The organism is Comamonas sp. JUb58 (assembly GCF_004364775.1).
Lineage (GTDB): Bacteria > Pseudomonadota > Gammaproteobacteria > Burkholderiales > Burkholderiaceae_C > Comamonas.
Window position 1 is genome coordinate 255976 of the sequence record NZ_SOAL01000003.1, and the last position, 13074, is coordinate 269049.

Genomic DNA, 13074 nt, shown 5'->3' on the forward strand with positions numbered 1-13074 from the left:
GCAAGGTCAATTTATCCATGCCATCGAGTATTGAGCGCGCATGCAAGTGCCGCCACCGCTTTCTATTACGGCGAGGTCGCACAGCGAGAAATGACAGCCCATGCCGGATCAGTGACGATGTGCAGCGCTTCATGCGCCAGCAACTCCACGAGTTTGAGCAGGACGTCAAAACCCAGCGCGAAGAAGCGGCGCAAAAAGTCGAGATCCGCCACTATCTCTGCGATCACCTGGGAACGCCCAATGCGCTGATCCGGGAAGACAGCCGGCTGGATTGGGCGGTGCAATTGGATGCTTGGGGGAATGTGCGGGCGGAGCATAACCCGGGTGACTTGTACCAGCCGATTCGGTTGCCGGGGCAGCATGCGGATGGGGTGACGGGGCTTTATTACAACCGGCATCGGTATTATGAGTCAGGAATGGGTAGATATATTAATCCAGATCCTATCGGAATTTTTGGAGGGGTAAATTTATTCTCATATGTGGGAAATGCATCAAATATTTATGCAGATCCTTTAGGGCTAGTGAGATGGTCCGAAGTTGTTAATAACGGTCTTGGCATATTAGGAAATACAGGTGGCGCTGTAGTGGGAGTCGCATTACTTGCAGCACCTGAACCAACTACGCTAACAAAAATTGCTGGAGGCGCAGTGCTTTCAAAATCCATATACGGGTTGGGAACCAGCTGGTACGGTTTCACCAGAGCATTCAGTGATGATTCCGGATATGATATTTCACCAGACAGGGCAACATTAGCACGTACTCTTGTTTGCGTTGCTGGATGCAATGACGCAGGAAGACGGGTTGCTGATGCATTAGATTTAGGACTCGATTTAGCAGATGGGAAAGTCCCAGTAAACAATAAAATAAAACTTCCTATAACTTGGGGAATGGATGTGGATCCGCCGTGGAAACAACCCGTTAGTAGTATGTTTACAAATTCACAAAACAACTCATTAAACTTACTTCAGGGATCTGCCGCACTCCAGAGCATGATAAGTTCAACGGACGCAATTTGCAAAAAATAATGTGGATAAAAATAAATGCAAAACTTCTTATTTGTCATTTCGATAAGTATGGATACATGTGTTCCGGTTTGTTGTCAGTGCTAATGAATTTAGCTCTAATTGTAAAAATAAAATATGACCACTTACCTTTTTTTATTTTTCTTCTTCTATATGGTTTTATATTTCTTTACGGCTTAGAGGCTGGGCACAAGGGATATAAGAATAATAAAAATCACAAGGTTTTTTTTCTGCTTTATGTAGTTCCGTATTTAACGTCAGCGATTTTTATAGTATTTAACTTTGTTTAATTGTACGGCAGACAATTCAGTTCTCTTTCGGCTAGATTAGCCAGCGAGTACCGCTAACACCTTTGCGACCACCTGGATACGCCCAATGCGCTGATCCGGGAAGACAGCCGGCTGGACTGGGCTGTGCAATTGGATGCCTGGGGAAATGTCCGGGCGGAGCATAACCCGGGTGACTTGTACCAGCCGATTCGGTTGCCGGGTCAGCATGCGGATGAGGTTACAGGGCTTTATTACAACCGGCATCGGTATTATGAGTCAGAGATTGGAGACTACATTAATCAAGATCCAATCGGATTGGTTGGAGGGCTAAATAAAAAATCCTATGTGGGAAGTAGCCCATTAACGTATCACGATCCCGTCGGGCTCATTAGATGGGCGGATGTAGGTAGTAACACGGTTGGTGCAGTAGGTTCTGGTGCCGGGGTTTTCCTGGGGGCTGCACTATTTGCTTTCCCGAGTGGAGTGTCTCAAGTTGTCGGTGCTGCAATGTTTTCAAAATCGATATACGGATTTGGAGCAAGTATGTATGGGCTTGCTAGAGCATTTAGTGATGATGCTTCTTACGATATGCCAAGCAAATATCAGACTCTGCCAAGAGTAGTGGCTACGTCGATCAGTTGCAGCCCAAATGCAGAGCGCTATGCAGATGCGGCTGAGCTTGCACTGGATTTGGCAGCCGGGAGGCTGCCAGCGGGCTTCAAAAACAATCCAAGTGGCTACTTAAGAAACTCGGTGGGGTATCCGCAAATAGATAGTAGTAATTTCACTTCACCTGCAACTTATTCAGCAATTTCATCTCAGGAGCTGAATGCGCTCTCGAATTTACTTCAATTAACTCAGGGCGGTCTCAAATCCGAAGCGCAACACCGCTGCCTGATTGAAACGGTTTGAGAGTCAGTGAATGGTAGCGGCTTGTCGCTGCGCAATCGCCTGCACGAACTGCTTAAACGCCTGGTACGGAGACTTCCATTCCAGCGTCTGGCGCGGCCGGTTATTCATCAGGTCGGCAATGGAATCCAGTGCATCTTGGTCATGCACACCCAGGTCCGTCCCCTTGGGCAAGAACTGGCGCAGCAAGCCATTGGTGTTCTCGCAGCTGCCTCGCTGCCAAGGACTGTGGGGATCACAGAAGTACACCCGCACACCCGTTGCCTGGGCCAACTCCCGATGGCGGGACATCTCCTTGCCCTGATCGTAGGTGAGCGTCTGGCGCATGGGCTGGGCCACCTGGTTGAGCTTGGCCGTGAAGGCCGCCAAAGCCGACTGGGCCGTGGCATCAGGCATGCGGCACAGCAGCACCAGGCGCGTGCTGCGCTCCACCAGTACACCCACGGCAGACTGGTTGTTGGCTCCCTTGATCAGGTCCCCCTCCCAGTGCCCAGGCATCAGCCGGTCATTGACCTCGGGAGGGCGCACATGAATGCTGACCATCTCTGGAATCTGGCCCCGCCGGTCCTGCCCTGCTGAACGAGGCCTGCGGCCGCTGCGTCCCCAGCGCAGCAGCGCAAGCAGCTGCTTCTTGAGTTCCCCGCGGGGATAGGCATAGATGGCGTTGTAGATCGTCTCGTGAGACACATGCTGGCTGGATTCCTCGGGGTTCATGCTGTGCAGTGTGCGGGCAATCTGCTGGGGCGACCAACGCCACAGCAAAAGATGACAGACCACGTGCCACAAAGCGCCATGCGGGTGCAGCTTGGGCAGGGGTCGAGAGGCGATGCGACGGGCTTCACAGGCCGCCTGCGCAGGCTTGAAAGCATAGCCATCAGAGGTCGAACTATTGCGGGAAAGCTCACGGCAAATGGTGCTGGGGCTGCGCCCGAGCAGGTGGGCAATGGATCGTTGGCTGTAGCCCTGCTGCAAAAGAGAAGCCACAGTCAAGCGATCTTCTGGCTGCAAGTGTGTGTATCGTGAAGTCATCTGTGCAAATTACCTGGGGCTCAGGTGTTGCACTTCAAGTTTGAGACCGCCCAGTCATTTCTATATAGCAAAGATGCAGTAAATGCGAATTCAAATTAAAGTTCTTCTGATTGTTTTTTATTTGATAATGAGTTTTAACATTTGCATTAATATTCCAGATTTGAAAGATAAAGTTGTAGTCATTTTTTTCTTTGTTGCGCTGCAATTATCGATGGTATATGAGCACGGTTATAAAATTTTTGCTAAAAATCAAAGAAACAAGATTTTATTTTTAATGGTGTATCTTATTCCATTAATGGTTACCTTATACATTTGTGCATCAGTCTATGTTTAAGTAGATTAGGGTAGCTCGCGTTCCGTGTAAGTGCGTGCATATTTTGATGTGACATGAAACTTAGGGCTGGCTAAATGAAGCTATATGCAATAATAGGTAATTTGGTATTTTGTTTATTTATTTGTGCTAATGTCATTGAATCTCGAGGAAGGCTCATTAGAATTATTTTTTAATCATTCTGCAGATGTGTATGATATACGAACATGGCTATAGGATATTCTTCAAGGATGGGTATAGGAAGATATTCTACGCAATTTATATTGCGCCTTTCTTGCTGACGGTGTTTGTTGTTTTCGCATATTCTAATAAAGCTTTGTAAAAGCTACTGTTGATTCGCCTAAATCTGATCGATTAGGCGTATTAATTGGTTCGTTCTCCGTTTCTCCTCATGTGAAGCTATATATGAAGCTGAATGAAAGGATTAGAGATTTGTGGCGATTTCAGACTTGGTGGTGAGCTTGGGAAGCTGAAAAATGAGAATTTTTCCGATAGTGATGTATTTGCTTTCATCTGTGTATATTTTCTTGAGTATTTATAATTCTCAATATCAATTAATCGGAAATGCTTTTCAGATTTCCTTGTTATTCTGCTTATTATATGATCATGGATATAATATTTATTATAAAAAAGGACGCAGAGCGGTGTTTTTAATAAATTACATCATTCCTTTTATTTTGGTTTTTTGTATATTTGTTAAAAGTGAGCTGTAGCGATGCGTCTAAAATGATTGTTGTATTCAGTTGAGTGGCGAAGATAGCAGCTTGCGAATAATCCGATGCACATCGATCGCTGGGGCGCAAAGTGTCGAGAACATCACTCCGCACAATGGCACGTATGCAGATCTCTGCCCTATAGTTCTGCCAATGCCCACTCCGCCCCACCACCATGCCCCTGCTCGACAGCCAACACGCCGATGAACTCAGCGCCTTGCTGGCGGTGTTCGATGCCGGCTCCTTTGTCGCGGCGGCTGCGCAGTTGCAGCGCCACCCGACGGTGCTGTCGCGCCGGCTGAGTGCGCTGGAGGCACGGCTGGGGATCCGGCTGCTGGAGCGGTCCACGCGCCAGCTGCGATTTACCAGTGAGGGCCAGCATTTTGTGGCCCAGGTGCGCGAGGCCATGGCCTTGCTGGACCAGGCGCAGCGCCAGGCCAGCGAAGCCGCAGCCGTTGTGCGCGGGTCGCTGCGGCTGTCCTTGCCAGCTAGCATGGGGCGGCGCTGGCTCAGCCCCATGGTGGCGGGGTTTGCCAAGGCCCATCCGCAGGTGGTGTTGGATGTGGTCTATGCCGAGCGCTTTGTGGACATCATTGGCGAGCACTTTGATGCGGCGATCCGCATCGGGTCGCTGGCCGACAGCAGCCTGGTGGCGACGCGGCTGTGCGACCACCGGCGCCTGGTCTGCGCCGCACCCAGCTACCTGGCCGAGCAGGGCTGGCCGCATACGCCGCAGGATCTGGCCCAGCACCGCTGCCTGGGCTTTACCGGGCTGCGCAGCTATCCGCAGTGGCAGTTCTCGCGTGGGTCCGAATCCTGCCTGGTCAGCATCCGCGCCAGCATGGTCAGCAATGACAACGAGGCCCTGCTGGTGGCCGCACGCCAAGGCCTGGGCATCATCGCAGGCGGTGATTGGTTGCTGGGCCCCGAAGTGGCGGCCGGCCATTTGCAGGAGGTATTGCCGCAGTGGCAGCTGCAGGCCGATGCCGGCATCTACCTGGTGCGGCCCTCCAGCCAGTGGAGCAGTGCCGCATCCAGCGCCTGGCGCGACTGGGTGATTGCGCATTTTGCGCAGGGCGCGCCTTGGCGCGCGGCGGCAGGCGCTGTTTGAATCCTGATCAGGCCAGCGCGTGGGCGGCGGCGATGCCGCTGCGTACTGCGCCTTCCAACGTGGCCGGGTAGGGCCCGTCGATGTAGTCGCCGCAGGCCAGCAGGCCGGGCGCAATCAGCATGCCGGGGCGCTGCATGCCGGGGGTACAGGCAAAGGTGGCGCGCTTTTCCACCACGGTTTTGAGGGGCTGCAAGGCCAGGCCCAGCTGGGCTTGTGCCTGGGCGAGGACCTGCTGCTCGATCTCGGCGCGGTCGCCCTCGCTGGTGCTGATGACAAAGGCCAGGAGGCCGGCAGGGTCGCCCAGCTGGGCACGGTCAAACACAAACTGTGCGGGCTGGCTGGGGCTGCTGTGCAGCGCCAACCAAGGGGCATGCAGGCTATGGCCCTGGGCATTGGGAGCCGGGTTCCAGGCGTAGACGGTGGCAATGGCGGTGTGCGTCAGGCGCTCGGCGTCGTCGGCCCAGGCCAGGGCCTCGGCGTGGTCGTTGGATGGATGGGCGAAGGCTGCATGCACCAGGCGCGCCGCCTCCCAGGCCGGGCAGGCCAGCAAGACCTGGTCATAGTGCTGGCCCTGGATCTGCCAACCGGCACCGGTCTGTACCAACTGCGGCACCCGGCTGCCCAGATGGCAGTCATGGCCCCGGGCCTGCAGCCAACTGGCAGCGGCAACGGGGAAGAGCTGGCCCAGGTCCACCAGCGGCAGCCAGAAGTGCGAGCCCTTGTCGACCGCGAACAGGCTGTCTTGCAGCACGCGCAAAAACACCTGGCCGCTGGCCTGGTGCAGAGGAGTGTTCAATGCGGAGATGCACAGCGGGTCAAAAAACTCGGCCAGCAGGCGCGGGGGCAGGCCGGCGCAGAGATCGGCCACACTGGCCTGTGGCGCGCAGCGAAAGCCCTGGCGCTGCCAGGCAGCGGCCCGGCGCAGCAGATGCAGCCGCTCCAGCAAGGACCAGCCTTTGGCCGTGGCGATGCCGATCAGCGCATCCCAGGGCGGGGATCTGTCGGGAAAACGGATGCCCCGGCCATCGGGGTAGCGCATGGCCAGTGGCCTTTTGATGAAGGAGGCATCGGTGCTGACCCCCACCCGCTCCATCAGCGCGCGGCAGGCGGTGTAGGCGCCAATCAGAATGTGCTGGCCGTTGTCGACCGTGATCTCTTCGCCGCTGGGCAAGGCCAAGGCCAGGCCGCGCGCGCGGCCGCCCCAGTGCGCTGAGGATTCCCAGACCGTCACTTGGTGGGCGCTGGCCGAGGCGAGCTCGACGGCGGCGGCCATGCCGGCCCAGCCGCCACCGACCACGGCGATGCGTTGGCTGCTGGCCACCTTACATGCGGCCCAGTGCCTGCATGCGCCAGGCCAGCCAGAGCTTGCGCAGAGGGGTCAGGCTCACGCGCTGGTGCAGCACCTGGAACTTGTCCTGCTCGATCTCGCGCAGCAGGGTGCGGTAGATGCTGGCCATCATCAGCCCGGGCTTCTGCGCGCGGTAATCGGCCTGCGGCAGCAGGGCCAGTGCTTCGTCATAGAGCTGGTGGGCGCGCTGGGCTTGAAAGCGCATCAGCGCCTCGAAGCGGTCCGAGTACTTGCGGTTGAGAATCTCGTGCGCCTTGACATCGAACTGCTGCAGCTCGTTGACGGGAAGGTAGATGCGGCCGCGCATCGCGTCCTCGCCCACATCGCGGATGATGTTGGTGAGCTGGAACGCCAGGCCCAGCTTGTGGGCGTACTGCGTGGTTTGCGGGCTGGTCTGGCCAAAGATGCGGGCTGCTACTTCGCCCACTACGCCTGCCACCAGGTGGCAGTAGCGCTGCAGGCCCGGAAAATCCAGGTAACGGGTTTGCTCCAGGTCCATCTGGCAGCCTTCGATCACCGCCAGCAGGTGCTCGGCCTGGATGGAGAAGGCGCTGGCATGGGGCATCAGCGCCTGCATGACCGGGTGGCTGGGCTGGCCGGCAAAGCTCTTGCGGACCTCGCTCTGCCACCAGGCCAGCTTGGTCGCCGCCACGCCCGGGTCGCTCACCTCGTCGACGACATCGTCGACCTCTCTGCAAAAGGCATAAAAGGCGGTGATCGCTGCACGCCTGTCCTTGGGCAGAAAGAGAAAGGCATAGTAAAAGCTGCTGCCTGAGGCTGCGGCCTTGTTTTGAACATACTGCTGGGGCGTGGTCATAAGCGCCGTATTGTCCCATGGGCCAGAGGCCCGGGAAGATTACCCCGGCGACAGATTCTCAAGTCATCGCAGCGCCTTGCTGTGGATCTATGCTGGGCCTCGCCATCTGGGTCGAATTGGCACCAAGACCGGGGGTGAGCGCTTGCACAGCTTTGTTGACATTGGCGCAGTCAGGGCTGGCCGAGTGCCAGAAAACTCCGGATTCCTCAACAAATTCAATCCACTGCTTCCATGCGTCTGGCCCTTGGCGGGGTTTGGTCGCGGCTATGGAAGTCTTTTGTTGCAATAGTTGTTAGATATTGACATCCTGCGCTCCATATAATCGCGGTCGCCAACGAGGCACAAGGGAGGTGCATACCGCCAGGGCGTTCAGACCAAAGCCAACAAGAAGTCTGGGCACCCACGCCATGGGCGGCATGCGCGGAGGAAGGATGCAGGCACCACGATTGACGGGGTGTCTGCAACCGGTCTTTCTGCTTTTTTAAATCTGCGGGTTGCGGGCTGATCACCATTGAGGGGTCAGCCCGTTTTCCTTCTGGGCCTGTTTCCCATCACGTTATTGGCCGCTTGCATAATGCAGCCATGCGCATACTCCTGGTAGAAGATGATCAGATGATTGGCGAAGTGGTGCTGGATGCACTGCGTGCCGAATCCTGGGCGGTGGATTGGGTCAAGGACGGGGCGATGGCGCAGACGGCGCTGGCGACGGCCGGCTATGACCTGGTGCTGCTGGACCTGGGCCTGCCCAAGGTGGATGGGCTGCAGGTGCTGCGCGAGATGCGCGCGCGCCAGGTCCGCATTCCGGTGCTGGTGGCCACGGCGCGTGATGCCATCGCCGAGCGGGTGGCGGGGCTCGACGCCGGCGCCGACGACTACATCATCAAACCCTATGACCTGGACGAGCTGCTGGCGCGCATCCGTGCGCTGCTGCGCCGTGCCAGCGGCCGGGCCGAGCCCGAGTACTGCTGGGGCCAGGTGCGCCTGGTACCCGCCTCGCGCGAGGCCTTTGTGGCCGGGCAGCCAGTGCAGCTGTCTGCCCGCGAATGGGCGGTGCTGGAGCCCTTGATCGCCCGGCCTGGCCGCGTGCTTTCGCGCGCGCAGCTGGAAGAAAAGCTCTATTCCTGGCGCGATGACATCAGCAGCAATGCGGTCGAGGTCTACATCCACGGGGTGCGCAAAAAGCTGGGTGCCGATCTGATCCAGAATGTGCGCGGCCTGGGCTACCTAGTGCCGGTCGAGTCGCTGCCCACCGGGGTGGCACCTTGAGCAAGCCGCTGTGGACGCGGCGGCCTTTTTCGCTGCGTGCGCGGCTGATCTGGGCGCTGCTGGCCGTTGTGGTGGTGGCCGCGGGCCTGCAGGCCGTCAGCATCTACCGCACGGCGCGGGCAGAGACCGAGGCGCTGTTCGATGTGCAGATGCAGCGCATTGCGCTGGCGCTGTCGGCCGGGCTGGCTTCCGAGGTGGCCTCGGATGCGCTGGCCGATCCGCAGGCCAAGGCCCAGGACATGATCGTGCAGATCTGGCGCTCGGACGGCATCATGCTCTACCGCTCCAGCAATTCCCGCCTGCTGCCCCAGGTCGCCGTGCTGGGTTTCAGCGATGCACGTGCCCATGGCGTGGCCTTTCGCATCTACGCGCTGCAGACGCCGACCCAGGTGATCCAAGTGGCGCAAGAGGCGGCATCGCGCGGCCAGATGGCCGGCAATGTGGCCTTGCGCTCCATCGTGCCGGTGCTGCTGCTGGCCCCGCTGATCATGCTGGTGGTGTGGTGGGTGGTGGCCCATACCTTGGCGCCGTTGGCGCGCACCCGCGAGCAGCTGGCGGCGCGCCAGGCCGATGATTTGTCGCCGCTGGCGGATGCCGATCTGCCGCTGGAAGTGCAGCCCCTGGTGCAGGAGATGAACCTGCTGCTGGCGCGTTTGCAGGCCGCCTTTGATGCGCTGCAGCGCTTTGTGGGCGATGCCGCCCATGAGCTACGCACCCCCCTGGCGGCTCTGCGGCTGCAGGTGCAGGGCCTCGCCCGCGCGCCCGATGATGCTGCGCGGCGCGTGGCCAGCGAGCGGGTGATGGCGGGCATCGACCGGGCCACGCGCATGGTCGAACAACTGCTGCACCTGGCCCGCCAGGAGGCCGGGCAGATGCAGGCAGCGCCTGCGCAGCCCGTCGCGGTGGCGGCGCTGTGCGAGATGGCGGTGGATGAGCTGCAACCGCTGGCCCAGCAGGCTGGCTTGACCCTGCAGCACGAACTGGACGAGACCCTGGAGCCCGTGCAGGGCCAGGCCGATGCGCTGGGCCTGCTGCTGCGCAACCTGCTGGAAAACGCGCTGCGCTACACCCCCGCCGGTGGCCAGGTGCGCTGCCGCTGGTACCGCGATGCAGAGGGCCAGCAGGTGCTCAGCGTCGAAGACAGCGGGCCCGGCGTGGTCCCCGAAGAGCGCGAGCGGGTGCTGGACCGCTTCTACCGCGTGCCCGGCACCACCGCGCATGGCAGCGGGCTGGGGCTGGCGATTGTCAGCGCGGTGGCACGCCAGCACGGCGCGCAGCTGCTGCTGGATGCGTCGGAGGAGCTAGGCGGTCTGCGCGTGCGGGTCATCTTCTAAGAGCCACTAATACGACCCTTGATACGTCGTTGCAAAGCCTTGCCGTACTACTGTACTGCCTGCGGCTTTGCGTCTAGTCTCAACCGCAAACCTGTGGTTTGCTGGGTCGTCTTAGCGGCTCTGAGCGCAAATGGCGCAAACTGATTCGTTGTAAATATCAGCTTATTCAATCTGCGAACTTCTAGGGTTAGCAGGGGGAGGGGGCCGTCGGTAGCTAGGGGATAAAGGAGCGCATAAGAACCTCAGGAGACCGGCATGAACCCGTGGAGCATCGCGCTCAGTGCAGCGCTGTTGGGGGTGTGGGGCGCTGCAGCGCATGCCCAGCCCAAGGCTTTTCCGCAGCAGCCCATCAAGCTGGTGGTGGGCTACTCACCAGGTGGCTCGGTCGATATCGTGGCGCGGCAGTACGGACAAAAGCTCTCCGAGCTGCTGGGCCAGAGCGTGATTGTCGAGAACAAGGCCGGCGCCAGCGGCACCCTGGCCGCCAATGCGGTGAAGAACGCAGCGCCCAATGGCTACACCCTGTACTTTGTCGCCAGCCCCACGATCAGCATCACCCCGGCGGTGACGAGCACCAGCTTTGACCCGGTGGCAGACTTCTCTCCCATCGGCTCGGTGGTCAAGTACACCAATGTGCTGCTGGTGGGCGCGCAGTCGCCGTTCAAGTCGCTGCAAGAGCTGCTGGCCTTTGGCAAGGACCATCCCGGCCAGCTGACGTATGCCTCGGCAGGCAATGGCTCGTCCAACCACCTCTCGGGCGTGTTGCTGGCCAAGTACGCGGGCATCACGATGACGCATGTGCCCTTCAAGGGCAATGCACCGGCCATGGCCGAGCTGATGGCCAACCGCGTCTCGATCCTGTTCGACCTGAACACGACGGCGGTCACGCAAGTGCAGGGCGGCGGCGTGCGCGCGCTGGCGCTGACATCCCCGGTGCGCAACCCGCAGCTGCCCCAGACGCCGACGATGGCTGAGTCCGGCTACCCGGACTTCAATTTCGAAGGCTGGATCGGCCTGCTGGCGCCCGCCAAAACGGCACCCGAGGTGGTCGAGGCGCTGGCCCAGGCCAACCAGAAAATCCTGGCCGATGCCCGCTTTGTTGCCGACATGGAGCGCTCGGGCTATGCCATCGACCCGGTCAGCACCGCCGATCTGAAAAAACGCATTGCCAGCGACTACGACTTCTTCAAGCAATTGGCCCCGGACGTTCAGGCCAGCCAGTAAACCCACCATGTTACACACTTTCAATATCGGCGACCTGGTCGCCCAGTTTCTGCATGCCATCGATACCGAGCTGGTCTTCGGCATCATCTCGGTGCACAACATCCCGATCATGGATGGCATTGCCCGCCAGGGCGGCATCCGCGTGGTGATGACGCGCGGCGAAATGGGCGCTGCCCACATGGCCGATGGCTATGCCCGGCGCAGCGGCAAGCTGGGCGTGCTGGTCTCCAGCACCGGGCCGGGCGCGGCCAATACCGTGTCGGGTTTGCTGGAGGCCTCGTTTGCCTCCACGCCGCTGCTGCACATCACCGGCCAGGTGCCGCGCAAGTTTTTGGGGCGCGACACCGGCGCCACCCACAATGTGCGCGACCAGCTCGGCATGCTGCAATCGGTCTGCAAGGCCAGCTACCGCGTTGAACGGGCCGAAGACGCGCTGCGCATCTTGCAGCAGGCGGCCAGCGAGGCGCTGACGGCGCCGATGGGGCCGGTCAGCATCGAGATTCCAATCGATGTGCAAAAGCAACCCATCCCGCAGGCCGATGCGGGCGCAAGCCTGGCGCTGCCGCCCCTGCCCGCGCGGCCCCGGGCCAGCGATGCCGATATCGCGCAGCTGGCCGAACGCGTGCTTGCGGCGCGGCGGCCCATGCTCTGGGTGGGGCGGGGTGCCATCGATTGCGGCGTGCCCTTGCAGCAGCTGCTGGACAGGGGCTTTGGCATGGTATCGAGCTGGGCCGGGCGTGGCATTGTGCCCGAGGACCATGCCTGCAACCTGGGCGGCCTCAACGGTACCGGCGCGCCCGAGGTCATCGACTTTTACAAGACCGTGGATCTGATGATCGTGGTGGGCTCGCGGCTGCGCGGCCAGGAGACCGTGGACCAAAGCCTGGCCTTGCCCGGCCAGCGGGTGCAGATCGACCTGGACCCTGCCGCTGAAGGCCGCAGCTACGACTGCGCGCAGTTTGTCTGTGGCGATGCGCGCGATGTCCTCGAGCGCCTGGTGGCGGCGTTGGGCAGCTACCAGGCCGAGCCCGGCTACCGCGAGCAATTTGCCGACATGAAGCAGCGCGCCCGCCAGGCCTTTGCCCGTACTCTGGGCCCCTATGCCGGCTTTGCCGAACAGCTCCGACGCCAGCTGCCGCGCAATGCCGTTTGGGCGCGCGATATCACCGTGGCGAACTCCACCTGGGGCAACCGCTTGTTCGAGGTCTACGGCTCCCGCGATGCCATGCACCCGGTGGGCGCTGGCATTGGCCAGGGCCTGCCGCTGGGCATCGGCGCGGCCTTTGCGGCAGGTGGTGCCAAGACCGTGGTGCTGAGCGGCGATGCCGGCTTCATGATGAATGTCTGCGAGCTCTGGACCGCCATGCAGGAGCGGCTGGACATGCTGCTCATCGTCATGAACGACGCCGGCTACGGCGTGATCAAGCACATGCAGGATGCGAACTTTGGCGGCCGGCGCGTCTACGGCGATCTGGCACCGCCGGACTTTGCGCTGCTGGCGCAATCGGCCGGCATGGCCTACCGCAAGCTGGACCGGGCCGATGGCCTGGCGCAGGCGGTGGCGCAGCTGGCAAGCGCACCCGGGCTGGCGATTCTGGAAGTGGACATGCTGGCCATTGGCGAGGCGCCGCCTTATTTCCCTTATCAGAAGTCCTAACGATGAAAGGAATGCGCGTCTAAGTTTCTTCTAAGTCTGGGCAG

The 13074-nt window shown here is 59.8% G+C and carries 10 protein-coding genes; 7 read left to right on the forward strand and 3 right to left on the reverse strand.

Annotated elements, in window-relative coordinates:
• Window positions 1-131 precede the first annotated feature (131 nt).
• Entirely contained in the window at window positions 132-1025 is an 894-nt protein-coding gene (locus tag EDF71_RS04755; RefSeq protein WP_243854173.1) for an RHS repeat-associated core domain-containing protein, read from the forward strand.
• 410 nt (window positions 1026-1435) lie between these two features.
• Window positions 1436-2203 (forward strand): RHS repeat-associated core domain-containing protein, encoded by a 768-nt coding sequence (locus EDF71_RS04760; RefSeq protein ID WP_166656450.1) that lies wholly within the window; start codon window positions 1436-1438, stop codon window positions 2201-2203.
• 3 nt (window positions 2204-2206) lie between these two features.
• Here EDF71_RS04760 and EDF71_RS04765 read toward each other — a convergent pair whose 3' ends face one another.
• Window positions 2207-3229: an IS30 family transposase gene (locus tag EDF71_RS04765; RefSeq protein WP_243854174.1), complete on the reverse strand. Its 1023-nt coding sequence runs from the start codon at window positions 3227-3229 to the stop codon at window positions 2207-2209.
• Between the two features lie 1219 nt (window positions 3230-4448).
• Between EDF71_RS04765 and EDF71_RS04770 the strand changes: the two genes are divergently transcribed.
• Window positions 4449-5384 carry a LysR family transcriptional regulator gene (locus EDF71_RS04770; RefSeq protein WP_133855477.1) on the forward strand — a complete coding sequence of 312 codons (936 nt, stop codon included), beginning with the start codon at window positions 4449-4451 and terminating at the stop codon, window positions 5382-5384.
• Window positions 5385-5391: 7 nt separating this feature from the next.
• Here EDF71_RS04770 and hpnE read toward each other — a convergent pair whose 3' ends face one another.
• Both hpnE and hpnD read right to left on the reverse strand, forming a co-directional pair.
• On the reverse strand, window positions 5392-6705 hold the full coding sequence (gene hpnE, locus EDF71_RS04775) for a hydroxysqualene dehydroxylase HpnE (protein ID WP_279586275.1): 1314 nt from the start codon (window positions 6703-6705) through the stop codon (window positions 5392-5394).
• Window position 6706: 1 nt separating this feature from the next.
• Window positions 6707-7549 (reverse strand): presqualene diphosphate synthase HpnD, encoded by an 843-nt coding sequence (gene hpnD, locus EDF71_RS04780; protein WP_133855478.1) that lies wholly within the window; start codon window positions 7547-7549, stop codon window positions 6707-6709.
• 582 nt (window positions 7550-8131) lie between these two features.
• Between hpnD and EDF71_RS04785 the strand changes: the two genes are divergently transcribed.
• From EDF71_RS04785 to EDF71_RS04800, 4 genes are all read left to right on the forward strand, one after another.
• Window positions 8132-8815 carry a response regulator gene (locus EDF71_RS04785; protein WP_133855479.1) on the forward strand — a complete coding sequence of 228 codons (684 nt, stop codon included), beginning with the start codon at window positions 8132-8134 and terminating at the stop codon, window positions 8813-8815.
• Window positions 8812-10149, forward strand: coding sequence for an ATP-binding protein (locus tag EDF71_RS04790; RefSeq protein ID WP_243854175.1), 1338 nt, complete (start codon window positions 8812-8814; stop codon window positions 10147-10149). The genes EDF71_RS04785 and EDF71_RS04790 overlap by 4 nt, the downstream gene beginning before the upstream one ends.
• A 255-nt stretch (window positions 10150-10404) precedes the next feature.
• Window positions 10405-11373, forward strand: a complete 969-nt coding sequence (locus EDF71_RS04795) for a tripartite tricarboxylate transporter substrate binding protein (RefSeq protein ID WP_133855480.1) — start codon at window positions 10405-10407, stop codon at window positions 11371-11373.
• 7 nt (window positions 11374-11380) lie between these two features.
• A complete protein-coding gene (locus tag EDF71_RS04800; protein WP_133855481.1) occupies window positions 11381-13030 on the forward strand; it encodes a thiamine pyrophosphate-binding protein in 1650 nt (549 codons plus the stop codon).
• Window positions 13031-13074: the final 44 nt, after the last annotated feature.

Excerpts from the sequence above, each read along its gene's own strand:
- EDF71_RS04770 (WP_133855477.1), top strand. The coding sequence starts at position 4,449 with ATGCCCCTGCTCGACAGCCAACACGCCGATGAACTCAGCGCCTTGCTG.
- EDF71_RS04765 (WP_243854174.1), bottom strand. The coding sequence starts at position 3,229 with ATGACTTCACGATACACACACTTGCAGCCAGAAGATCGCTTGACTGTG.
- EDF71_RS04795 (WP_133855480.1), top strand. The coding sequence starts at position 10,405 with ATGAACCCGTGGAGCATCGCGCTCAGTGCAGCGCTGTTGGGGGTGTGG.
- EDF71_RS04785 (WP_133855479.1), top strand. The coding sequence starts at position 8,132 with ATGCGCATACTCCTGGTAGAAGATGATCAGATGATTGGCGAAGTGGTG.
- EDF71_RS04800 (WP_133855481.1), top strand. The coding sequence starts at position 11,381 with ATGTTACACACTTTCAATATCGGCGACCTGGTCGCCCAGTTTCTGCAT.
- hpnD (WP_133855478.1), bottom strand. The coding sequence starts at position 7,549 with ATGACCACGCCCCAGCAGTATGTTCAAAACAAGGCCGCAGCCTCAGGC.
- EDF71_RS04755 (WP_243854173.1), top strand. The coding sequence starts at position 132 with ATGCGCCAGCAACTCCACGAGTTTGAGCAGGACGTCAAAACCCAGCGC.